19 protein-coding genes are annotated in these 21,820 nt (G+C 68.4%); 10 read left to right on the top strand and 9 right to left on the bottom strand.

Features of this window, described 5'->3' with window-relative positions; all coding sequences use genetic code 11:
* Positions 1-211: 211 nt before the first annotated feature.
* The 6 genes from dnaG to EK403_RS22815 all read left to right on the top strand — a co-directional run bounded on the left by dnaG (position 212) and on the right by EK403_RS22815 (position 6,427).
* Positions 212-2,134 (top strand): DNA primase, encoded by a 1,923-nt coding sequence (gene dnaG / locus EK403_RS00095; RefSeq protein WP_128775485.1) that lies wholly within the window; start codon positions 212-214, stop codon positions 2,132-2,134.
* 208 nt (positions 2,135-2,342) lie between these two features.
* A complete protein-coding gene (gene rpoD, locus EK403_RS00090; protein WP_128775484.1) occupies positions 2,343-4,334 on the top strand; it encodes an RNA polymerase sigma factor RpoD in 1,992 nt (663 codons plus the stop codon).
* 11 nt (positions 4,335-4,345) lie between these two features.
* On the top strand, positions 4,346-5,002 hold the full coding sequence (locus EK403_RS00085) for a hypothetical protein (RefSeq protein WP_128775483.1): 657 nt from the start codon (positions 4,346-4,348) through the stop codon (positions 5,000-5,002).
* 111 nt (positions 5,003-5,113) lie between these two features.
* Positions 5,114-5,746, top strand: a complete 633-nt coding sequence (locus EK403_RS00080; protein ID WP_128775482.1) for an HAD family hydrolase — start codon at positions 5,114-5,116, stop codon at positions 5,744-5,746.
* A gap of 62 nt (positions 5,747-5,808) precedes the next feature.
* On the top strand, positions 5,809-6,225 hold the full coding sequence (locus tag EK403_RS00075) for a Uma2 family endonuclease (RefSeq protein ID WP_245479422.1): 417 nt from the start codon (positions 5,809-5,811) through the stop codon (positions 6,223-6,225).
* 46 nt (positions 6,226-6,271) lie between these two features.
* Positions 6,272-6,427: a hypothetical protein gene (locus EK403_RS22815; protein WP_245479421.1), complete on the top strand. Its 156-nt coding sequence runs from the start codon at positions 6,272-6,274 to the stop codon at positions 6,425-6,427.
* A gap of 26 nt (positions 6,428-6,453) precedes the next feature.
* On the opposite strand, the gene EK403_RS00070 is transcribed toward EK403_RS22815, so the two are convergent.
* The gene (locus EK403_RS00070) at positions 6,454-7,806 is read right to left on the bottom strand and encodes a methyl-accepting chemotaxis protein (protein WP_128775481.1); all 1,353 of its coding nucleotides are present in this window, start codon (positions 7,804-7,806) and stop codon (positions 6,454-6,456) included.
* 106 nt (positions 7,807-7,912) lie between these two features.
* Entirely contained in the window at positions 7,913-8,644 is a 732-nt protein-coding gene (locus tag EK403_RS00065; protein WP_128775480.1) for an SIMPL domain-containing protein, read from the bottom strand.
* Between the two features lie 211 nt (positions 8,645-8,855).
* Between EK403_RS00065 and EK403_RS00060 the strand changes: the two genes are divergently transcribed.
* On the top strand, positions 8,856-9,359 hold the full coding sequence (locus EK403_RS00060; RefSeq protein ID WP_128775479.1) for a YciE/YciF ferroxidase family protein: 504 nt from the start codon (positions 8,856-8,858) through the stop codon (positions 9,357-9,359).
* A 111-nt stretch (positions 9,360-9,470) separates the two neighbouring features.
* On the opposite strand, the gene EK403_RS00055 is transcribed toward EK403_RS00060, so the two are convergent.
* Together EK403_RS00055 and arfB are read right to left on the bottom strand one after the other, a co-directional pair.
* Positions 9,471-9,887: a DUF6481 family protein gene (locus EK403_RS00055; protein WP_128775478.1), complete on the bottom strand. Its 417-nt coding sequence runs from the start codon at positions 9,885-9,887 to the stop codon at positions 9,471-9,473.
* 127 nt (positions 9,888-10,014) lie between these two features.
* A complete protein-coding gene (gene arfB, locus EK403_RS00050; protein WP_128775477.1) occupies positions 10,015-10,431 on the bottom strand; it encodes an alternative ribosome rescue aminoacyl-tRNA hydrolase ArfB in 417 nt (138 codons plus the stop codon).
* 93 nt (positions 10,432-10,524) lie between these two features.
* On the opposite strand from arfB, the gene EK403_RS22070 reads away from it, so the two are divergent.
* Positions 10,525-10,845: a hypothetical protein gene (locus tag EK403_RS22070; protein WP_164919441.1), complete on the top strand. Its 321-nt coding sequence runs from the start codon at positions 10,525-10,527 to the stop codon at positions 10,843-10,845.
* Positions 10,846-10,930: 85 nt separating this feature from the next.
* Positions 10,931-11,320, top strand: coding sequence for a hypothetical protein (locus tag EK403_RS22655; protein WP_206659453.1), 390 nt, complete (start codon positions 10,931-10,933; stop codon positions 11,318-11,320).
* Positions 11,321-11,499: 179 nt separating this feature from the next.
* On the opposite strand, the gene EK403_RS00040 is transcribed toward EK403_RS22655, so the two are convergent.
* Positions 11,500-14,931, bottom strand: coding sequence for a class I SAM-dependent DNA methyltransferase (locus tag EK403_RS00040; RefSeq protein ID WP_128775476.1), 3,432 nt, complete (start codon positions 14,929-14,931; stop codon positions 11,500-11,502).
* A gap of 379 nt (positions 14,932-15,310) precedes the next feature.
* Between EK403_RS00040 and EK403_RS00035 the strand changes: the two genes are divergently transcribed.
* Entirely contained in the window at positions 15,311-16,198 is an 888-nt protein-coding gene (locus EK403_RS00035) for an AraC family transcriptional regulator (protein WP_128775475.1), read from the top strand.
* A 221-nt stretch (positions 16,199-16,419) separates the two neighbouring features.
* Here the strand turns inward: EK403_RS00035 and EK403_RS00030 are convergent, their stop codons facing one another.
* The 4 genes from EK403_RS00030 to EK403_RS22810 form a co-directional block, all read right to left on the bottom strand.
* Positions 16,420-17,268 carry an aldolase/citrate lyase family protein gene (locus EK403_RS00030; RefSeq protein WP_164919442.1) on the bottom strand — a complete coding sequence of 283 codons (849 nt, stop codon included), beginning with the start codon at positions 17,266-17,268 and terminating at the stop codon, positions 16,420-16,422.
* 417 nt (positions 17,269-17,685) lie between these two features.
* Positions 17,686-19,224, bottom strand: coding sequence for an amidohydrolase family protein (locus tag EK403_RS00025; protein ID WP_128775473.1), 1,539 nt, complete (start codon positions 19,222-19,224; stop codon positions 17,686-17,688).
* A 219-nt stretch (positions 19,225-19,443) separates the two neighbouring features.
* On the bottom strand, positions 19,444-20,568 hold the full coding sequence (locus tag EK403_RS00020) for an alpha/beta hydrolase (protein ID WP_128775472.1): 1,125 nt from the start codon (positions 20,566-20,568) through the stop codon (positions 19,444-19,446).
* Positions 20,569-20,700: 132 nt separating this feature from the next.
* The coding region (locus EK403_RS22810; protein ID WP_245479420.1) for a helicase-related protein at positions 20,701-21,820 on the bottom strand (1,120 nt) is incomplete at its 5' end.

Genomic DNA, 21,820 nt, shown 5'->3' with positions numbered 1-21,820 from the left:
GCGGGAGATCGTCGTCCCGGCCAAGTGCAGCGAGAGCCGGGATCGCGGGAAAGATGCGACGCTCAAGCAGGGCGACCCCGGATCGCCCTGAGCCCGTCCGGGATGACGCTCGACGCCCTGTGAATAACGGGCGCGACCGCGCATCGGCTCCCGGCGACTCACGCAGTGTTATATAAAACCCGATCGATCCGAGCCGGACCTTGCCGCGCCCATGCGCTTCCCGCCCGCCTTCCTCGACGAACTTCGCCAGCGGCTTCCGGTCTCGGACGTCGTGGGCCGGCGCGTCAAGCTGAGACGGCAGGGGCGGGAATACGCCGGCCTGTCGCCCTTCAACAAGGAGAAGACGCCCTCCTTTTTCGTGAACGACCAGAAGGGCTTTTACCACTGCTTCTCGTCCGGCAAGCATGGCGACGTCTTCGACTTCCTGATGGAGGTCGAGGGCGCGACCTTCCCCGAGGCCGTCGAGCGGATCGCCGAGATGGCCGGCGTGCCGATGCCCAAGGAGAGCCCCGAGGAGGCGCGCCGCGCCGAGGCGAGGGCGAGCCTGCTCGACGTGATGGAGATGGCCGCGGCCTTCTTCGAGGCCGAGCTGCAGAGCCGCGGCGGCGCCACGGCGCGCGGCTATCTCGCCGGACGCGCGCTCGCGCCCCAGACGCAGGCGGCCTTCCGGCTGGGCTTCGCGCCCGGCGACCGGACGGCTTTGAAGCGGCATCTGAGCTCCCGCGGCGTCCCGGTCGCCGACATGGTCGAGGCGGGGCTGATGGTCGCGGGCGACGACATCCCCGAGCCGTTCGACCGCTTCCGGGACCGCATCATCTTCCCGATCGAGGACGTGCGCGGAAAGGTCATCGCCTTCGGCGGCCGCGCCATGCAGGCCGACGCGCCCGCCAAATATCTGAACTCGCCCGAGACGCCGCTCTTCCACAAGGGCGCGACGCTCTACAACCACCACCGCGCTAGGGTCGCCGCGCATACGGTGGGCACGGTCGTCGCGGTCGAGGGCTATGTCGACGTCATCGCGCTTGGCGCCGCGGGGATCGGCCATGTGGTCGCGCCGCTCGGCACGGCGCTGACCGCCGACCAGCTCGAACTGCTCTGGCGCATGGCCCCGGAGCCGATCCTGTGTTTCGACGGCGACAAGGCCGGCCGGCGCGCGGGCTTCAGGGCGATCGAGACCGCGCTGCCGCTGCTGCAGCCCGGCCGCTCGCTGCGCTTCGCCTTCCTGCCCGAGGGCAAGGATCCGGACGACCTCGTCCGGTCGGAGGGGCGCGCCGCGGTCGAAGCCGCCTTCGCGGGCGCGGCCCCGCTGGTCGACATGCTGTGGGCGCGCGAATTCGACGCTGGCCCGACCGACACGCCGGAGCGCGCCGCCGCCTTCGAGCGCAGGCTGAAGGACGGGCTCGCCTCGATCCGCGACGAGACCGTTCGGCGCCATTACCAGATCGCGATCGAGGGCCGGCTCGCCCGCTTCGGCCGGGCGGAGGGCGGCGCGCGCCGGGCGGCTGCGAGGGGCCGCCGGCGGGGCGCAGGGACATCGGGCGGACGCAGCGGCTGGACCCCGACCGCCGCTGACGCGCCGCCGCTCGCGCCGTCGGCCAATCTCAGGCAGAGCCCGATGATGGGGCAGGGGGCGGGCCGCCTTTCGGGCCGCGAGGTCGCGCTGACGCTCGCGCTCATCAATCATCCGGTCCTGCTCGACGAGCTGGCCGAGGCCTTCGCGGAGATCGAGATCACGACCCGCGAGCTCGACCGCCTCAGGCGCGCGGCGCTCGAGGCTTATGCGGCCGGCGCGCAGGACCGCCAGGCGATGCGCGCGGCGCTCGAGGGCGGCGCGGAGAGCGCGGCGCTCGCCCGGGCGGAGGCCGCGCTGCTCGCCGGCGACTGGTGGGTGGGCGCTGCGGCCGATGCCGCCGACGTCTCCATGGCCTGGCGGCACGCCGCCGCCTTGCATGTCAAGGTGCGAGCGTTACATACGGAGCTCCGCGCAGCCGAGCAGGACTTTGGGCGGGATTTCACCGACGGCAATTTCCGTCGGATCGTCGAGATCCAGCGCCAGCTCGCGACCGCGGAGGGGGCCGAGGCGTCGATCGAGGGATTTGGCGGCGCGTCGGGGCGGACGGTCCGTCCGATGTAGCCATGTCGACCGCTTGACCTATAGAGGGATGCGTCGGCGGCTTTCGGAGCGGCGGGCTGTTTGGTTAACGCGGGCGAAAGGCGAATCCGCGGTAGCTGAAATTTGCGTAGGACCGCCGCCGTCGGCTTTTCGCCGTCAGGCGGCGTGATGATGTGAGCGAGCGCGTGGGGCTGGTCGGCGGACGTCCGGGCCCGGAGACGAAGACGATATGGCGACGAAATTGCAGGCGAAAGACGAGGTCGAGACGGGCGCCCCGGAGACGGAGAGCGGCCCGCTGCTCGACCTCAACGATCAGGCCGTCCGCCGCATGATCAAGGCCGCGAAGAAGCGCGGCTACGTGACCTATGACGAGTTGAACGAGGTTTTGCCTTCGGAGCAGAACACGACCGACCAGATTGAAGACATCATGGCGATGCTGAACGAGCAGGGCATCAACGTGGTCGAGTCCGAGGACGCGGAGGACAAGGAGCGCGACGAGGGCGGCGACGACGACGAGGCCGAGGGCGGCGAGCTCGTCGAAACAGCCCGTCCTGCCGCGGTCGTGGTCCAGCAAAAGGCCGAGCCGACCGACCGCACCGACGACCCGGTGCGCATGTATCTGCGCGAGATGGGCTCGGTCGAGCTGTTGTCGCGCGAGGGCGAGATCGCGATCGCCAAGCGCATCGAGGCCGGCCGCGAGGCGATGATCGCGGGGCTCTGCGAGAGCCCGCTCACCTTCCAGGCCATCATCATCTGGCGCGACGAGCTCAACGACGCCAAGATCCTGCTGCGTGAGATCATCGACCTTGAGGCGACCTACGCCGGTCCGGACGCGAAGTCCGGCGCCGCTCCCGCGGACGGCGCGACCGAGGAGAGCGAGGACAAGGCCGACGGCGAAGGTGAAGCCGAGGCCGCGCCCGAAGGCGAGATCGACGACGATGACATGGAGAACAACGTCTCGCTCTCCGCGATGGAGACCGAGCTCAAGCCGAAGGTCGTCGAGACCTTCGACGCGATCGCCGACGACTACAAGAAGCTGCGCCGCCTGCAGGATCAGAACGTCGAGAACCGGCTGCAGAACAGGACGCTGTCGCCGGCGCAGGACCGCAAATACAAGAAGCTCAAGGACGACATCATCGTCAATGTGAAGTCCTTGTCGCTCAACCAGAACCGCATCGATGCGCTGGTCGAGCAGCTCTACGACATCAACAAGCGGCTGGTCGCGCTCGAGGGCCGACTGCTGCGGCTCGCCGACAGCTATGGCGTCGACCGCGTCGACTTCCTTAAGCAGTACCAGGGCTACGAGCTCGACCCGAACTGGATCCGCCGCGTCGCCAATCTCGGCACCAAGGGCTGGAAGGGCTTCGTCGCCTCTGAAAAGGATCTGGTCAAGGATATCCGCGGAGACATCCACAATCTCGCGACCGAGACCGGCCTCGAGATCCAGGAGTTCCGCCGCATCGTCCAGATGGTGCAGAAGGGCGAGCGCGAGGCCCGGCAGGCCAAGAAGGAGATGGTCGAGGCGAACCTGCGTCTCGTGATCTCGATCGCCAAGAAGTACACGAACCGCGGCCTGCAGTTCCTGGACCTGATCCAGGAGGGCAACATCGGCCTTATGAAGGCGGTCGACAAGTTCGAGTACCGCCGCGGCTACAAGTTCTCGACCTACGCGACCTGGTGGATCCGGCAGGCGATCACCCGGAGCATCGCGGATCAGGCGCGGACGATCCGCATCCCGGTCCACATGATCGAGACGATCAACAAGATCGTCCGCACGAGCCGGCAGATGCTGCACGAGATCGGCCGCGAGCCGACCCCGGAGGAACTCGCCGAGAAGCTCGCGATGCCGCTCGAGAAGGTCCGCAAGGTCCTGAAGATCGCCAAGGAGCCGATCTCGCTCGAGACGCCGATCGGCGACGAGGAGGACAGTCACCTCGGCGACTTCATCGAGGACAAGAACGCGATCCTGCCGATCGACGCCGCGATCCAGTCGAACCTGCGCGAGACGACCACGCGGGTGCTGGCCTCGCTGACCCCGCGCGAGGAGCGCGTGCTGCGCATGCGCTTCGGCATCGGCATGAACACCGACCACACGCTCGAAGAGGTGGGGCAGCAGTTCTCGGTGACGCGCGAACGTATCCGCCAGATCGAGGCGAAGGCGCTGAGGAAGCTGAAGCACCCGTCGAGGTCGCGGAAGCTCCGGAGCTTCCTGGACAACTGAGGCATTCCCTCGTGCGCGTGGTCCAACCCGAAGGCGCGCGAGGGAGCCTCAAATGGATCCAGCGGGCGATCAACGACGAGGCGTCGTCATTCGATCCGCTGGTCCTCGCAAAGCTTCCCCGAGCCAGGACGATCAGATGGCTTTCGCCGCTGCGCGACGACGGCTACGCCGAATATCGCGACGCGGCGTTCGTCGCGAAGATAGGTCGTCCCGAACTCGCGCCTGACCTTGCCGAGTTTTGGCCGTCGCGAGGGCCGCAATGGGACGCGCTTGGGACGACCGACGCCGGCCAGGTCCTGCTGATCGAAGCCAAGGCGCATGTCGGCGAGGTGTGCTCGCCGGGCACGCAGGCCGGCGAGCGGTCCTTCGAAAAAATCGCTGCTTCTCTGGCAAGGGCGGCGGAGAGCCTCGGCGCCAAGCCGCTCGCGCCGTGGACAGATGGCTTCTACCAGCTCGCCAATCGCATCGCGCATCTTTGGTTTCTGCGGGAGAGCGGTCTCGACGCCTATCTCGTGCTGGTTGATTTCGTCGGGGACGTGGAAATGCGTGGCCCCGCGACGGAGGAGGCGTGGGATGCGGCCTACCTTGTCGCGAACTACGTGTTGGGCCTCGGGAAGCGACATTCGTTGTCGGGCTATATTCGTCATGTCCGGCCGCTGCTAAGTTGAACGCCGCTTTACGCCCGGCGCTTACCTTTGGGGCGACGGCGGCCGCGGAGGGGATTCACGCGCGCCGAATCCTCTCTCATACTCGGTCGGGCGAGAGGAGGAGGCGCGCCGATGAAGCTCCTCGTGTTCGACATGGACGGCGTCGTCTTCAGGGGCGCCAATTTCTGGCTCGAATTCCATCACCGCATGGGGACGGCCGAGGCCGCGCTCGATCTCTGGCGCAGATTCGGAGCCAGCGACTATACGAGGCTCGGAGAACTGACCGCCGCCTTGTGGAAGGGGAGGCCGAGCGCCGAATATTTCCGGATGATCGACCGCAGAACGTATTTCGACGGCGTGAGAGAGTTGATCGCTCACGCGAAGCGCTCTTCGTACAGGACGGCGATCATCACCTCCGGGGCTTGGCACCTCGCGCGCCGGGCGCATGAGGAGCTCGGCGTGGACGCCTTCCGCGCCAACAGATTGGGCGTCGGCGACGACGGCGCGTTCGACGGGACGGTGAGGGTCGAGGTCGACGACAATTACAAGGACCGCGCGCTGGAGAAGGTGCAGGCCGAGCTCGGGATCGACCGGCGCGGCACCGTCGTGGTCGGGGACACGAAGAGCGACCTTCAGATGGCGAGCCTGGCCGGGACGTCGATCGGCTTCCAGGTGCGGGACGAGGCGGCCAGGGATCTGTTCGGACATGTCGTTGAGGGCCGCTCCCTGAAGCCGGCGATCAGTCTCATTTCCGAGGCCGGATAAGCCTTCTGACGCTTTCGAGCCAGACGCTCGCGAGTCCTCGCCCGTCGCGGTAGAATGCCCTCATGAACGCCCCCACCGCCCTCGTCGAAGGCTTGCCCCGCCGCCGCTTCTCGGTGGCGGACGTGATGCGCATGGTCGAGGTCGGCCTGATCGGGGAGGACGAGCGTCTGGAGGTGCTGGACGGGGAGATCGTGCCGATGTCGCCGAAGGGGGGCCGGCACGAGGACGTCAAGGTGGCCATCTTGGAGTTCTGGCGCGAGCGGGCGCCGGCGGCTGTGACCATCGCTCCGGAGACCGGACTGCGCCTCGACGAGCGGACCTATTTGGAGCCCGACTTCATTGTCTTCCCGCGCTTCGTCCGGAGGAGCGCGGTGACGGGGCCGGACATCCTGCTGGCCGTCGAGGTGGCGGACTCCTCAAGGGCCCCGACGTCCTGTTGGCGGTCGAGGTCGCCGACTCCTCGCTGGACTACGACCTGAAGCGCAAGCCGCTATCCACGCCGCCTATGGCGTCAGGGAGCTCTGGGTGATCGACGTGAAGCGCCGCGTCGTGCATGTGCATGGCGGGTTGTCGTCGGGGCGCTATGGCTCGGTGGTCGAGCGCGGAGCGGCCGAACGGCTCGCGCCGGCGCATGCGCCGGCGGAGCTGGCGGTCTCCTTCGAAGAGCTCGAGGCGGTCTGACGGTCGGGCTCAGCCGACCGCCGATCTCACCACATCCGCGCGGCGTCGGCCGCGGCCTTCTTGGTCGCGTCGAGCGCCTTTTCGGCGGCCTGGAAGGCGTCGGAGGCCGCGCCCCAGTCCTGCGTCTTGACGGCCGCCATCATGCGGGCCGCCTCGCGGCGAACCGCGTCGCGGGCGCGGATCAGCTCCGCCGGGCGGCTCGCGGCCGGCGCCGCGTCGAGCCGCGCGCCGAAGCTCTCGCAGTCGAAGGTTGGCGGGTTGAGGCCGACGAGGATGGAGCCGAGACGGCGCCGCGCGACCGCGGCGTCGGCCGCGATGCGCAGGCAGTCATAGGCCGGCACGTTGCGCGCGGCCGCGGCGTCGAGGCCGGCGATCGCGGCGTCCTCGGCGGCCAGCAGCTTGCCCAGCGCCTCGTCGATCTCGCCGCGGGTCTTGGCGGCGGTCGAGGCGATGCGGGTGACGTTCTCGGAGATCTCGTTGGTGGCGGCGCGCTGCTGGCCGAGGACGTCGGCGAGCGCGTGCATGTTCGAGGTGATGACCGAGACGTGCCGGCCGACCTCCTCGACCTTGCCGCCGGTCGCGCGGATCGTCGCCTCGCCGGTCGCGACCGCGTCGCCGCTCTCTGCGGTCGCGCGCTTGATCGCGTCGGTCTCCTCCATCAGCGTCGCGATGCGGGCGCGGATCTGCTCGGTCGCCTTGGCGGTCTGGCCCGACAGCGACTTCACCTCCTGCGCGACCACCGCGAAGCCGCGGCCGGCGTCGCCCGCGCGCGCCGCCTCGATGGTGGCGTTCAGCGCGAGCAGGTTGGTCTGGCTCGAGATCGCCTCGATCGCGCCCGCCATGTCGGCGATCTGGCGCACCGCGTCCTCCAGCACCCCGATGCGGTCGGCGATCGCCGCGACACGGTCACGGATCGCGTCCATGGAGCCGGCCGCCTGGCGCATCTCGTCGAGGCAGGCGCCGGTCTCGTCGCGGGCCGCGACGGCGTCGTCCGCGCCCGAGCGGCTCATGGCGGAGAGTTCGGAGATGGAGGCGGCCAGTTCCTCGACCGCGCCTGCGATCGTCGAGGCGCCGTCGGCGACCTGGCGGACGTCATGGGTGACCCAGCCGACCGACGCGCCGGTGGCGGCCGCCTCGGCGGCGAACGAGACGATGGCGTCGACGTCGGCGCGTCCGCGGCGGTCGAGCTCGGCCGCGAAGGCCTTGAGCGCCGCGCCGGCGTCGCCCTCGGGCCACTCCGCCGGCTGCGCGCCGCGCTTCATCGCGTCGAGCGCGGCGATCAGGCTCGCCTGCGCCACCAGGCTGGCGGCGTTGTCGGTCGCGCCGGCGGGGGCGCTCTTCGCCTCGAGCTGAGCCGGGCGTCCAAATCCGAACGTCATGGTGAATCCGCTTTCATCCCCGACGCCGCCTTCTGCGGCGATTCTTGCGGACCCAAGTATCCGACGGCGTCCTTAACGCGGAATGACCGGCGCGAAGCTTCCGAGATCAGCCCTCGAGCCGCCAGCGCACCGTCACGCGCGCCCTGAGCTCCTGCTCGCCGCGGGCGATCGGCGTCGCGGGAGCGGCCGCCTGGAGGGCCTTGGCGCGCCCCGCGAACGGGCGGACCGGCTCGTCCGCCGACGGGTCCTCCTCGATCGACAGCACGCCGCCGAGCCGCGCGCCCGCGGCTTCGGCGTAAAGCGCGGCCTTGCGCCTGGCGTCGGCGATCGCGGCGCGGCGCGCCTCGTCGAGCCTCGCCTCGCGGTCGGAGACGTCGAAGGCGAGGCCCTCGATCTGGTTCGAGCCGGCCTGCACCAGCGAGTCGATCAGCTCGCCGAGCCGGTCGACCGCGCGTGATCGCACCGTCACAACGTTGCGGACCTCGTAGCCGACGAGCTTCGGCGCCTGCGGCGTCCCGCCGTCGCCATAGTCATATTGCGGCTGGACGCTCAGGCCCGAGGTCCCGACGTCGCGCTCCTCGATCCCTGCGGCCCTGATCGCCGCCAGCACCTTGGTCATCGCGGCGGCGTTGGCCTTCAGCGCCGCGCCCGCGGCCCCGGCGCGCGTGACCACGCCGGTCGTGACGATCGCGATGTCGGGCGCCGTCGCGACCATGCCTTCGCCCGACACGGCGACCGCGGACGGCGCCGCGTCGGCCGCATGAGCCGGCGTGGCGGCGAGCCAGATCGCCGCGCCCGCCGCGGCCGAAGCCAGCCCAAGAATCCCCCGAAACCTCATGTCCCGCCTCCGTCGTATCGTCCGAACCCCGGACCCGCCGTCGCTACCTGATCCTGCAGGATTGCGTCGCGAAGGCGGCGCCGCGCGCTGCGACAGAACGCGTGGCGAGGCTTGGAACGATCCGGCCGACAAAGCATTTTTGCATGTGAGGACACGGCGAACCCAGTCACCGCCGGACCCCCTAAAGCAAAAGACATAGAGGAGCTCCCCCATGGGCCTGTTCACCAAAGACATCAAGACGTTCGATGACCTCTTCGTTCACCAGCTGCAGGATGTGTATTATGCGGAGCAGCAGATTCTGTCTGCGCTGCCGAAGATGATCGAGAAGGCGACGGCGCCCGAGCTGAAGCAGGCGTTCGAGCACCATCTGCGCGAGACCGAGGAGCATGTCCGTCGGGTCGAGCAGGTGTTCGAGATGCACGGCGCCGAGAAGAAGTCGGCGAAGTGCCCCGCGATCAACGGCATCATCTCGGAGGCGAACGAAGTCGCGGGCGAGATCGAGGACAAGGACGTGCTGGACGCCGCCCTGATCGCCTCGGCCCAGGCCGTCGAGCACTACGAGATGACCCGCTACGGCACGCTGATCGCGTGGGCGCGCCAGCTCGGCCGCGCCGATTGCGCGTCGGTGCTCGAGAAGACCCTCAAGGACGAGAAGGCGGCCGACAGCAAGCTCAACACGCTTGCGGAAGGCGGCCTGAACCGCAAGGCGGCCTGATCCCAGGCGCGGCCGGCGCCCGGCCAGCCGCCGCTTACGAAAAGAGCCCGCCGACGATCCGTCGGCGGGCTCTTTGATTCTCCACCCTCGCGCGACGCGAGGGCGTTGGGTTCAGGACGCCTTGCGGCGCGGCTCGTCGCGGTCGCCGCCGCGCGGCGCGTTCATGCCCGCGATGGCGCGGGCCGCGAGCGCATATTTGGACGCGGCGATGATCTTCGGGCGGGCGGCGAGCCGCTCGGCCTCGAGGCGCGCCTCTTCGGCGGCCTTCTCCTCGGCGATCCGGCGCTCCTCGGCGGCCTTCTCCTCGGCGATGCGACGCTCCTCCGCGGCCTTCGCCTCGGCGGCCCGGCGCTGCTCCTCGGCCTTTGCGGCGAGGCGCGCCTCACGGGCGGCGACCACGGCTGCGCGCTCGGCCTTCTTGGCCTCGATCGCCGGGTCGCTGGCGATGGCGCGGAACCGCTCCAAGAGCTTCTGCTTGGCGTCGCGGGCGTTGTCCTGGCGGGACTGGAAGGTGTCTTCCTTCATCATATGAAGCGTGCAGGCCTCTCACTGTTTCGGAACGGCTGGCACTTAAGCGGAGCGGCCTGAAAATGCAACGGCTTCCGGCCATTTTCCAGCAAACGCATGGCTGATGTGACCGGAACGCCCCAGCCTGTCACTCGATCGGGCGGCCGCGCAGGGCCTTGACCGCGCCGCGGCGCGCCTTGGCGTCGGTCCGGCGGGCCTTCGCCCCGGCCGGAACCCGCGTCGCCCGCCTCGGCTTCGGCCGCTCCGCGGCCTGCCGGACGAGCGCGACCAGCCGCTCGATCGCGTCCTCGCGGTTCTCGCCCTGGGTGCGGCGCGACTGGGCCAGGATCACGATCACGCCGTCCTTGGTGAGCCGCGCGCCGGCGAGCCGCATCAGCCGGATCGCGACGTCGTTCGGAAGCGACGGCGAGCGGCGCGCGTCGAAGCGCAACTGGGCCGCGGTCGAGACCTTGTTGACGTTCTGGCCGCCGGGTCCGGAGGCCCGCACGAAGGAGAATTCGAGCTCCTCCTCGTCGAGGGAGAGCGTTTCGGTGACGCGGATCATGCGCGAGGTCCGGGCGAGACAGAGGAAGCCGGCAGGAACGATGACCCGGCGCGCTCGTTGGCCAAAGAGAAACGGATCAGGAGGATCGGTCCCATGGCTTTCACGCGCAAGCTCGCCGCCCCGTCATTGGCGGCCATGGCGGTGGCGGCCGCGCTCGCCGGCGCGGCCGCGCAGGAGCGCGGCTCTGGCGCGTCTGGGCGCGGCAGCGGCAGCGGCATGGGTCAGGACAACACGGAATCCGGGACCGCCAAGGGCCCGGGCGACGCTCGGCCCGGCGATGGCGCGCCGGGCGCGGCGAAGCCCGCCGGCGAGAACACGCAGGGCCCTGCGCCCGGCGCGCCCGCCGGAACGCCCGGCCTGATCAAGCAATGCGACGACGGCCGCCCGCCCGCCAACGGCGCCTGCCCGGAATGAGCCGCGACCAGCGTGCTTCGCCTGGAGCGGAACGGGTTCCGCCGCCCCGCATGTCCATGACTCCGCGACCCGAGGAGATTTTCCCATGTCGATCCTGAGCAAGACCGCCGCGCCGTCGCTCGCAGCCGTCGCGCTGCTCGCAAGCCTCGGTCTCGCCCTCGCCGGAGGCGGGGGAAGCGGCGGCGGAGGCGGTGGTGGGGGAGGCGGTTCGGGGGGCGGAGCGTCCGGCGGCGCCTCGAGCGGCGGGGGCTCTTCGGGCGGGGCGAGCGACTCCGGCTCCGGCGGCGGCGCGGGAGCAGGCGGGGGCGCAGGCTCCGCGGCGGGAGCAGGCGCGTCCGGATCGTCGTCGGGTTCGGGCTCCGGCGGGGGCCGGTCGGGCGGCGCTGGCGATCGCGGCGCGAAGAGCGACGCGGGCGGCGACGGCAACCCGACCTGCCCGGACGGCCGAACGCCCTCCGCCACGCGCGACTGCTAAAGCGAAAAGCCTTCAGATCGAGCCGGTGAAACCCCGTCCGTCGTTCCGGCCGGAGCGCCGGGACCCATTTCCTCAGACGACGCCAAGGGATTGACGCGCAGAGGAAAATGGGTTCCGGGACAAGCCCGGAATGCCAGCGCGGGTGGCTTTCGGCGTTGGTCGAAGAAGAGATGATCTCCCTAGCGCGCTTCCCCATGCCCCCGCGCGGCGACATAGCGCCCGTCGCCGAGAGCCGTGACGCGCCCGTAGAGCGCGAGCGTCGCGAGCGCCTGATCGACCCGCTCGCGGCGCGCCGCTCCTGCTCCGCGGAACGCGCCCGCAATGTCCGAGGAAGCGAGCGGCCGGCCGGCCGCGGCGAGCGCGGCCTCGATTGCAAGCGGCTGCTCATAGGGATTCTTTGGAAAGGACGGCCTATCGGGCCGGGCGACCGCGGCCTTCGGCAGGGAGAGTTCGCCGGTCCTCGCCACCGCCCCCTTGCCGAAGCGGGGCGCCTGATAGTCGGGCCGCAGCCAGCGCACGAAGCCCGCGGCCTCCTCCCGCGCCCGCTCGGCGTTGAGCGCGACGAGCCGCTCCAGCACGGTGCCCTCGGCGAGATCGCGCGGCCAGCCATAGGCATCGTGGGTCAGCCGGTCGATCGCATCGTGCAGCTCCTTCAGGATCAGCACGAGCCCCCGTGTCTTGACGCTCTCCTCCTTTGTGGTCAGCGCCGCCCCGGCGCGAAGCTTTTCCAGCACGTTGTAGAGCGCGGTCAGCGTGATGTCCGGATGCTCCGCCTGCACGCTCTTGCGCAGAGCGTCGAGCTCCTCGCCCGCGGCGGCGAGCGACGCGCGGAGGGCGGGCGAGGGGTCGGGGAAGGGGAAGGGATCGAAGCACTGAGACTTCGTGTAGCGGGGTCTGTCCTCGAGCGATCCACCTGAAGCAGACGTCCAGACCCGATGGACAGAGCTCGACAAGACAGCGAGCGTCGCCGCGTCGTTGTCGGCCACGACGATGAGCATGTTGTCCGCAAGGATTACTGAATCGAGGAACTGAAAGACGCGATGCTTCGCGGTTTCGACCGTGGCGATGTAACGGGGCAGTCTGACCAGCGCTGCGCGAAGTTCGGGTCTAGGTTTTCCGAATAGCCACCATTTCTCGAGATAGGCGACAGCGTCCGCGGTCGCCGACCTTGCGACTTGCGCTTCGCGCTGGGGGCGCACCGTTAAAGCGAGATGTTGGTAAGCCTCCGGAAATCGCCGTCGAATGTCTTCCGCCGAGAGGCCGAACAAATCGATGGCCAGCACGTCGCGTGGACGAGACGTCAGGTCCCGACCGTTGCGGTAGGGCCGGATATGGCGCTCCAATCCCGGTCGCCTGCCCAATCCCAGCTCGGCGGCTTTGCTGCGAGAGATCAGGAAGCCGGCGCCGTGAAGCTTGGCTCCGGGCGAGCACAAGCCTTCGGCCGCCATCAGCTTCTTCGCTTGGGTTGAGTCGACGCCGATACTCAGGTCGGCGTTGATCCGCCCAAGCCGGACGTGCATCGCGATCTCCGGCGCATCGGTGTCGAGGCCGCGTTCAGACGTCGTCTCCGCCAGGACGCCGTCGGCCGATCCGGCCTCCGCGACCGTCATCGCGATCCGGACAGCGGCGGAGCCGGCGGTCGCCTTGGTCCAGGGATGGTCGGGCACGGCGTAGACGAGCGACAACGGCGTCTTGGCCGCAAGGCGTCGTTCCATGACGCGGCGCTGGAACACCTGGCTGATCGAGTTGGTGGTGACCAGTCCAAACCGGCGCAACGCGGCGCCTTCTCGGGTGAGGAGGTCGGCCGCCCGATCCCACCAGAACATGACGTAGTCCGCGCTTTCGTTAATCTCCGGATGCGCGCGCCAAAGCGCTTCGGCGTAGCCGGCCGAGAGCCGTGATCGAATGTCCTTCCCGCCGATGAACGGCGGGTTCCCCACGATGAACTCCGCCTCCGGCCATTCCGGCCGCCGCGCGTTCGGATAGGTCTCGACCCGCCGGCCGGCTTTGGTCTCGACCTTCGGAAGCGGGAAGCCCGCCCAGGTCAGCACGGCGTCGTAGGGGGCGCCGGACCCGAAATTGATGGTCTTGAAGGCGCGGAGGATCGGCTCGCTCGGGTGGCCGGTGCGGGTGCGGTAGTGCTGCTGGAGGTAGCCGATCCAAACCACGAGCTCGGCGATCGCCGCCGCTCGGGGGTTGAGCTCCAGCCCGAGGAATTGGTGCGGGTCTACGGTCTCGCGGTCGAACTCCATGCTTTCGGGCTCGCCGAGTTTCGCCAGCGTCTCCAGCGCCTCGCCCTCGAGCGCCTTCATCAGCTCCAGCGCGACATAGAGGAAATTGCCGGTGCCGCAGGCCGGGTCGAGCACCCGCGTGGCGCAGAGCTTCCTGAGGAAAGCGCGCACGATGGCGACGGCCCGCCTCTCGTCGCCGGCCTCCTTCGCGGCCTCCGCCATCGTGAGCGCCGCCTGCCAATCGGCGCGCAGCGCGACCATCACGGTCGCCTCGACCAGACGCTGGACATAGGCGCGCGGCGTGTAATGCGCGCCGAGCCGCCGCCGCTCGTCCTTGTCGAGCGCCTGTTCGAGAAGGGCGCCGAAGATCGCGGGGTCGACCTCGGTCCAGCTGTATCTCGCCGCCGCCAGCAGCTCGCCGATCTCCTCGCGGGCGAGCGGGAAGGCGCGGGCGCCGGAGAACAGATTGCCGTTGAAGTGGCGCACATGCCGGCCGAGCGCGGTGGAGAAGCGCTCGCCGTCCTTCTCGTCCATGCGCGCCCAGAGCTCCGTCAGCATCGGGGCGAAGCCGTCCGGATTTTCGAGGCACTCCTCCAGCAAGGCCGTGAACGAGCCGCGCGGCAGGAGGTCGACCCCGTCGGCGAACATCGTGAAGATGCACCTCATGAGGAAATGCGCGACGTCCTCGGCGCGGCGATGCTTCTCCAGCGCCTTCGACACCGCCGCGAGGCGGCTCGCGACGTCGCGCGTGACTTTTGCGGCCTGCCGCGCCGGGTCGAGCGAGAGCGGATCGGTCCAGACCGTGGCGAGAAGCTGACGGGCCTCGGGCCCGCGCAGGTCCTCCAGATAGATCCGAAAGCCCTGCCGATGCGGGAAATAGCCATAGGCGCGGCCGGTCCCGCTGAAGTCGGCGTAGAGCTCGAGGCAATGGCCAACGTCGCAGACGATGACGAAGGGCGGCGCCGGATGGTCGGCATCGAGCAGGAAGACGTAAGTCTCCGCCTGCCGGCGGGCGTTCTGCATCATCACGTCCCAGCCGCGCGCCGCCGAGCGGCGGCCGAGCGGCGCCGTGTCCGTGAAGAGCGACGCCTGTTCGGGCAGCGCCTTCGCGGCCCCCGGCAGGCGCGACTGCTTGGCCTCCAGGATGAAGCAGCCGCGCTTGTAGAGATCGATGCGCTTGCGGCCGCCCTCGGCCTCGCGCGGCAGCACGGCCCGCTCGAAGGCGTAATCGTTGCGCTCCCGTTCGGCCCCTGCGGGCTCGGGCCGCGCGACGCCGAGGATGTCGCAGAACTCGGCCAGGAACATCTGGTAGTTGGCCCGCTCGGCGCCGCCCTCCCGGCCGGTCCAGCGGGCGATGAATGATCCGACCTCGTCCGCCACCTGCGCGCCCCGGCTGAAGCCGAGACGTTAAACAATCATTACGTGTATTCAATACGTACTTACACGCATGAGATGTCGGCGCGTCGGGCTCGCCCCGCGTGAAGACGCAGCCCGCAGGGGGTCGCCGATTCCCCCAATCTCGCACCGCGATATATATTTTGTGCAGCGCAAAAGTCTTGTTCTCGCACTGGCGATGATCTCCCCGATATTCGAGTCGGCGCGCGGGAGACATCATGCGGTTTTCTACTCGAACGGGTAAGTCGAGGACAATGAAGCGCGACAGGATCTCGTCGTTAACAAGAAAGAGATTTGACGCGCGCTGCGCACGCAGTCGTCATTTATTGTTCTCGTCGGGCGGCAAGGGCGGAGCCTAAAGACCGTGAGGCGCATCCAGAGAATCGTGGACGGCGTTCAGGAGAGCCTGGGCGTCGACGATCCGCCCGTCTCGAGCGACCGCACGCCATGGTCGGGCTTCCTGATCGAGAAGCTCTCCGCGCGGACCGAGCCGGTCGGATGCGTCTGGCTGCCGAGCGACATCCTGATGATCCACACTGGCCCCGGCAGGGTCCGCTACGGGACCGGGCGGACGCCGCACGACTACCGGCTGGCGCGCGGCACAGTGTTCGTCTGTCCGAGACATTACGAGATCCAGTCGCCCCGCGTGGAGGGTGAGCGCCAGCGCATCGTGGTCGAGTTGAGCGGGCCGCTGGTCGGCCGCCTGTTCGGGGACGACAGGCGCTTCGCCAAGCCGAACTTCCTGCATCTCGTGAAGAAGGAGGACAAAGTGGTGTCCTGCTTCATCGACGAGATGCTGGCCGAGCTCGACCGCGGCTGCCCCTCGGGACCGACCTTCTCGGAATACGCCTCGCTCTCGCTGCTGTCCTATCTGCGGGCGCGCTACTCGGGCGCGGGCTCGGTCGAACTGGTCGACCGGCGGCTGTCGGCGGAGCAGCTCTCCCGGGTCAGCGACTGGGTGCGGTCACACCTCGACAGCGAGATCAGCCTCGCGGGCCTCGCGGCGCTGCTCGGGCAGAGCCCCTTCGAGTTCGCCCGCATGTTCAAGAAGGCGACCGGCCTCAGCCCCCACCGCTTCGTCATGCAGGAGCGCATCCGGGAGAGCGAAAGGCTGCTGCGGGAAAAGCGGCTGCCGCTCGCCGAGATCGGGCTGGCGGTCGGCTTCTGCAACCAAAGCCATTTCACCTACGCGTTCCGCCGCGCGGTCGGGACGACGCCTGGCCGCTACCAGCTGCAGGCGACGGAGGGGTAGGGCCCCAGCCGTCATGCCCGACGGTGGTCTGGCGTCCACCAGCTACTTGGATCGCAGGGCTCGTCGCCCCAGTCGTGGCGTGAGGGAAAACCGGCGTCCGACAGCGGAGCGCGCTTCTGGCGCTCGCGAAAATGATCCGGCTGCGTCCGGTCAAACGCCGGACGCAGCCTCCGTCGACCAGCGACGGTCGTGTCGTCGCTCGACCCGTCAGGCGCGCGCGGTCATTCCTGGAAGCAGGTGAATCCCGGCCGAACGCCCTTCCAGCGCACCGGCCCGCACAGGCGCTTGCCCGCCCCCAGCGTGCTCTTGCTGATGTGCTTGATCAGCTTTTCGTATTGCGGGTCTCCCTCGATATAGCCCGAGAAGTTGCCGAGGTCGCTCGAGGCCGCGAACACGCCGTCGATCCCCGGAACCTGGGCGATCTTGGCCGCGTTCTTCACGCCCTCGATGGTTTCGATCATCACGATCAGCACGAGGTTGTTGTTGAACGTCTGTCGGTAGCTCACGTCGGCGGGGAGCCAGGGAGCGAGCACGGTCGCGGTCTGGCTGCCGCCCTGGCTGCGTCGTCCCATGGGCGGGAAATAGGCCCACTGCACGACTTCGCGGGCCTCCTCCACGGTGTCGACCGTCGGCACGACCAGCACCATGGCGCCGCCATCGAGCGCATGCTGGATCTCGCGCTCGTCGGTGTAGGCGACGCGGACCCCCGGCACAGCCTTCCGGCCGGCGCATTTGTCCGACGATCCATAGGCCCACATCCGCCAGGCGTCGCCCCAGTCGATCGCCGAATGCTGCATCTCGGTCCAGGTGAAGTCGGCGTTGCCCTGACTCGCCTGGGAGCAGTACGTCTCATTCATCGCGCTGAGGTCAGAGGTGCTGACCGTGCGGCCGATGACGATTCTACCCTTGTTCATTTGCTTCTTGGCGGGGTTCCAGATCAGGCCGCCTGTCGTGTCGTCGTTGCGCGGCCCGTACACCCAGGTGTCCGGATCGATGCCGCCGGACTGGGCGCGCACCGATTGATTTCCAAGCATTATGGTCGCCGCGACGGCCGCGACCGCGGCAGCCATCAATCTCGATCTCCGACGCATCTGCATTTCCTCCCGTATCGAGTTTTTTGTGAACGAACGGGCGCCTCGCGCGACGGGCCGTCGACCGATGCGGCGCTGGCAGGCGTTTCATTATTTTGGCTATTCGCTGATAGCCTATCCTTGCGCATGTGCATTATTATTGCCGCCAACCGGTAGATTATATTTGCACATATGCATGACTACGATAAACGTCCGGAACTATTTCGACTTGGCGCGTAGCGAACATTTATCGGCGTACAGCGCACGTGGACTTCAAAGACGTCCATGCCGGTGACCTTGAACACCCTGTCGAAAGAGGCGTCGCCATGACTGCCGGCCTCCTTCCGGCCGGCAGTCTGAATCGCGATAGAACGCCCTCGGGAATCCAACCCCGATCCAAACCGGTCGGATAACGCCCTAATCCAGCGCGCCTTTGGCCTGGCAACAGGAGCCGAACAGGTCGAGGCTGAGCCCCGCCTTGGCCAGCAGGCTGTCGCGCGAGGCGTCGATGCGCCGCCGCAACGCGCCGATGTCGACGTCGACCAGGCGGCCCCGCCACTTCTTCAGCTTGCCGGCGACGAACACCGTGTCGACATTGCTGGTGTCCATCAGCGTCACCACCGCGCCGGGCGCGTTGTTGAGCGGGAAGACGTTGATGAGATTGGCGTTGAGCAGGATGACGTCGGCTTCCTTGCCCGGCGTCAGCGAGCCCACCTTGTCGGCGAGATGCGCGCAGTCGGCGCCGCCGAGCGTCGCGAGCTTGATCGTGTCGTTGCAGGTCAGCAGCGGCTGGGTCCTGGTCTGGCCGTTCAGACGCTTCTGGTTGACGAGCGCGCGCTGCAGCGTGAAGGCCGAGCGCATGATGGTGAACATGTCGGCCGTCATGTTGCATTCGACGTCGACGCTGAGGCTGAGCGGAACCTTGAGGCTCAGCGCCTTGAGGAAGGGCGGCATGCCGTGGCGCATCTGCATCTCGATGGCGGGCCCGATCGAGACCTTGCCGCCGGTGTCGGCGATCGCCTTCCACATGTCGTCGGACAGCTCGGTGCAGTGGATGTATTCGTTGTCCGGCCCCATCGCGCCGGCCTTGTAGGCCGCCATCAGGCCGGGCTCCGAGCCGAACGGCCCGACGATGTGCGAGATGATCGGCACGTCGATCGAGCGGGCGAGCGCCCACAGGGTCTGGTCCGTGCCGGTTCCGAGCCCGAGCGTCAGAAGCTGGTCCTTCGAGGAGAAGTACTGTTCCTTCACCCGGACGATGTCCTGCGGGAACTTCGCGTCGGGACCGACGCCCCCGGAATAGGCGAACAGCGCGCGGCGGCCGGAGTCCCGCAACGCCTTGACCATGGCGTCGGTATGCTCGGGCGAGTTGTTGACCTGCGAGGTGTCGACGGTCGTCGTCGTGCCGTTGTTCAGCTGGCTAAGCGAGGCGACCAGCACCGACATATACGCGTCGTCGGGCGTGTAAAGCGGCGTATAGACCCCTTGGATCAGCGAGATGTAGCTCACCGGCATGTCCTCGGTCGAGGACAGCAGGCCGTCGGCCAGTATGCTGCGCAGCGCGGTCTCGTACTGGTGGTGATGGGTGTCGATGAAGCCCGGCATGACGATCATGCCCCGGGCGTCGATCTCGAGCGCATGGGCGTCGATCTTCGGTCCGACGGCCTTGATCTTGCCGTTGCGGATCAGCACGTCGCCCTTCTCGAAGTTCCCCACCTTGGGATCCATGCTCAGCACGATCCCGCCCTTGAGCAGGATCGGGGCTGAGGAGCCGGCCCGTGCGAGCGCCGACAGCGTGGCGTCCGAGGGCGCGGCCTTCACCTCCCCGGACACGATCTGCGACAGGAACGCGCCGGCGCCGACCGCAAGGCCGGCCCCCAGCACGCCGCGGCGCGTGGCGCCGCCGCAGCAATCGTGATGGTCGTGACCCGGCACTTCATGGTCGTGGTCTGACATCGGTCCTCCCCCTTTTTTGTTTTGTTGATGGGGAGGTCTTAGGGAGCCGGCCGCGCGGCGTATTTCATGATCCTGCGCGCTTGTCAGAAACTTGCGCACATTCGAACGGACCGCTGTCCGGACGCGCGTGTCCGTCGAAAATGGGCCGCCCGCAGCGCGGACGGCCCGAAGTTCACGCTTGAAAGGATGGCCCGAGCTCAGCGGGCGCCCCTGCTCGACTCAGTCGGCGCTGGTCCGCTTGTCGAGATTCTTCTTCTTGAGAAAGTCCGCCACGATCTCCGCGACCTTGTCGTTGTTGAGGTCGAGCATCATGAGATGCGTGTTGCCGGTCAGGCCCTTCTTCGGCAGCTCGACCAGCTCGGCGTCGCCGCCGCGGTCGTTGATCGCCTTGATGAAGGCCTTGGCGTAGACCACCGTGATGCGGCGCCGCTCGGGCCCCGCCAGCTCGCTCGGCTTGTTGGGGACGTAGTCGCCGACGATGATCTGGATCGGGATCCGCGTGAGCTTCTTGAACTCCTTCTCCGAGACCTCCTCGCCGGGCGGGATGACGTCGCCATTCGCCGCGCTCTTGATCGGCTTCGGCGCCTCGCCCTTCGGGAAGCGGAACACGCTCGGCTCGAAGGAGACGATGCCCTTCACCCTCGGCGTGGTGAGCGCCGTGACCCAGCCGCGCACGCCGGAGCCGGAGTGGGTGATCAGCACCGACGGCCCGATCTTCTTCAGGAGGTCGGCGACGGAGTCGGCCTCGAACTGGTCGGCTGCGGCGTCCTCGAACTCGGGGTAGCGCGCGCGCAGCAACTGGTCGAGCCATTGCGGATCGTTCGTGGGCGCCTGAACCCCGTCGAAGAACTTGGGCTTGCCGCCGAGCGGCCAGGTGCCGAAGCGCCAGCCTTCGAAGGTCGCCTGGTCGCGTCCAATCTCCGGCTCATAGGCCGTCGGCACGCAGGCCCAGCTGGCCTTTCCCTGCCGCGGCAGGTCGATGATGTAGACCGGGTATTTCTTCCGAAGGAAAATCTGCTGGAAGCCGTCGCGGCCGTCTGGCGAGTGCTCCCAGGTGATCGAGCTCGCGCTGTGCCACATCACCAATGGCAGGTCGCGCGGCTTCACCGGGATGTTGTACTGCGCATAGCCGTGGTCGCAGTGCAGCGTCCCGCCGTCATTGTTCGAGATCGTCTTGCCCGCGAACGCGAAGGCGCCCTGGTCCTGGATGACGATCGGCTCGCTCTTCTTGTCGTCGGCCAGGGCCGACTGAGACGCTAGTCCGCTCACGGCGGCGACGGCGAGGATCGCCAGCGCTGGTCGGGCCGCTTCACGCGCGGCTCTGAGATTTAAGTGTAATTGCATGTTTCTTCCCTCCGGTTCCCCCTGACGGGATGGAAGCGGGTCGGGAAGGCCGCGTCTTGTAGATGTCTGCGCGGCTTTCTCAGATTCCTGCCGAATCTGACACATGAAAAAAAGCGCCGACTGCGACGCGCGTCACCCGCGCCGCCGCGGCCCCTGCCGCCGCCCGCCGGGCCGGAAGTTCTTGGTCATCATGTCGGGCCGCTCGCGGCGCGGGGCGTCGCCCTCGGCGAGCGGCGTGACGCGGTCGGTGCCCGGCCCCATGTCGTCGAGGTTCGGGGCGGCGAGCCTCGAGCCCTTCGGCGGCGTGTTGGCCGAGCGGCCATATTTGCGCTCGCCCGAATAGGCGCCGGCGCGGGTCTCGACCGCGGCCTGCCGCGCCATCGGGTCGTCGGCGAGCGCGAGTTCGGTCTCCTGCAGCCGCTTGATCTCGTCGCGCAGCCGCGCCGCGGTCTCGAACTCCAGATCGGCCGCGGCCTTGCGCATCCGGTTTTCGAGGTCCGCGATCGTGGCCTTGAGGTTGTGGCCGATCTTCGGCGCGTCTTCGGAGAAGCCCTTGTCGACCGTGACCCGGTCGCGCTCATAGACCGAGTTCATGATGTCGCCGATCTCCCGTCGGACGCTCTCCGGCGTGATGCCGTGTTCGGCGTTGTAGGCGAGCTGCTTCTCGCGGCGGCGGTCGGTCTCGGCGATCGCGCGCTTCATCGAGCCGGTCTCGTGGTCGGCGTAGAGGATGACCCTGCCGTCGACGTTGCGGGCCGCGCGGCCGATGGTCTGGACCAGCGAGGTCTCGGACCGCAGAAACCCTTCCTTGTCGGCGTCAAGGATCGCGACCAGCGCGCATTCCGGGATGTCCAGCCCCTCGCGCAGCAGGTTGATGCCGACCAGCACGTCGTAGGCCCCGAGCCTGAGGTCCCGGATGATCTCGATGCGCTCCAGCGTGTCGATGTCGGAATGCATGTAGCGCACCCTGACGCCCTGCTCGTGGAGATATTCGGTCAGGTCCTCGGCCATGCGCTTGGTCAGCACCGTGACCAGCGAGCGATAACCCCTGGCCGCGACCTCGCGCACCTCGCCCAGCAGGTCGTCGACCTGGCTGCGCGCTGGCCGCTGCTCCACTACCGGGTCGATCAGGCCGGTCGGCCGGATCACCTGCTCGACGAACACGCCGCCGGTCTGCTCCATCTCCCATGTCCCCGGCGTCGCGGAGACATGGACGGTCTGGGGCCGCATGGCGTCCCATTCCTCGAACCGC

Origin of the sequence: Hansschlegelia zhihuaiae, from assembly GCF_004103825.1 — a bacterium.
GTDB classification, from domain to species: domain Bacteria; phylum Pseudomonadota; class Alphaproteobacteria; order Rhizobiales; family Methylopilaceae; genus Methylopila; species Methylopila zhihuaiae.
The sequence above is the reverse complement of the archived record's forward strand: the minus strand, read 5'-3'. Positions and strand labels throughout refer to the sequence as shown.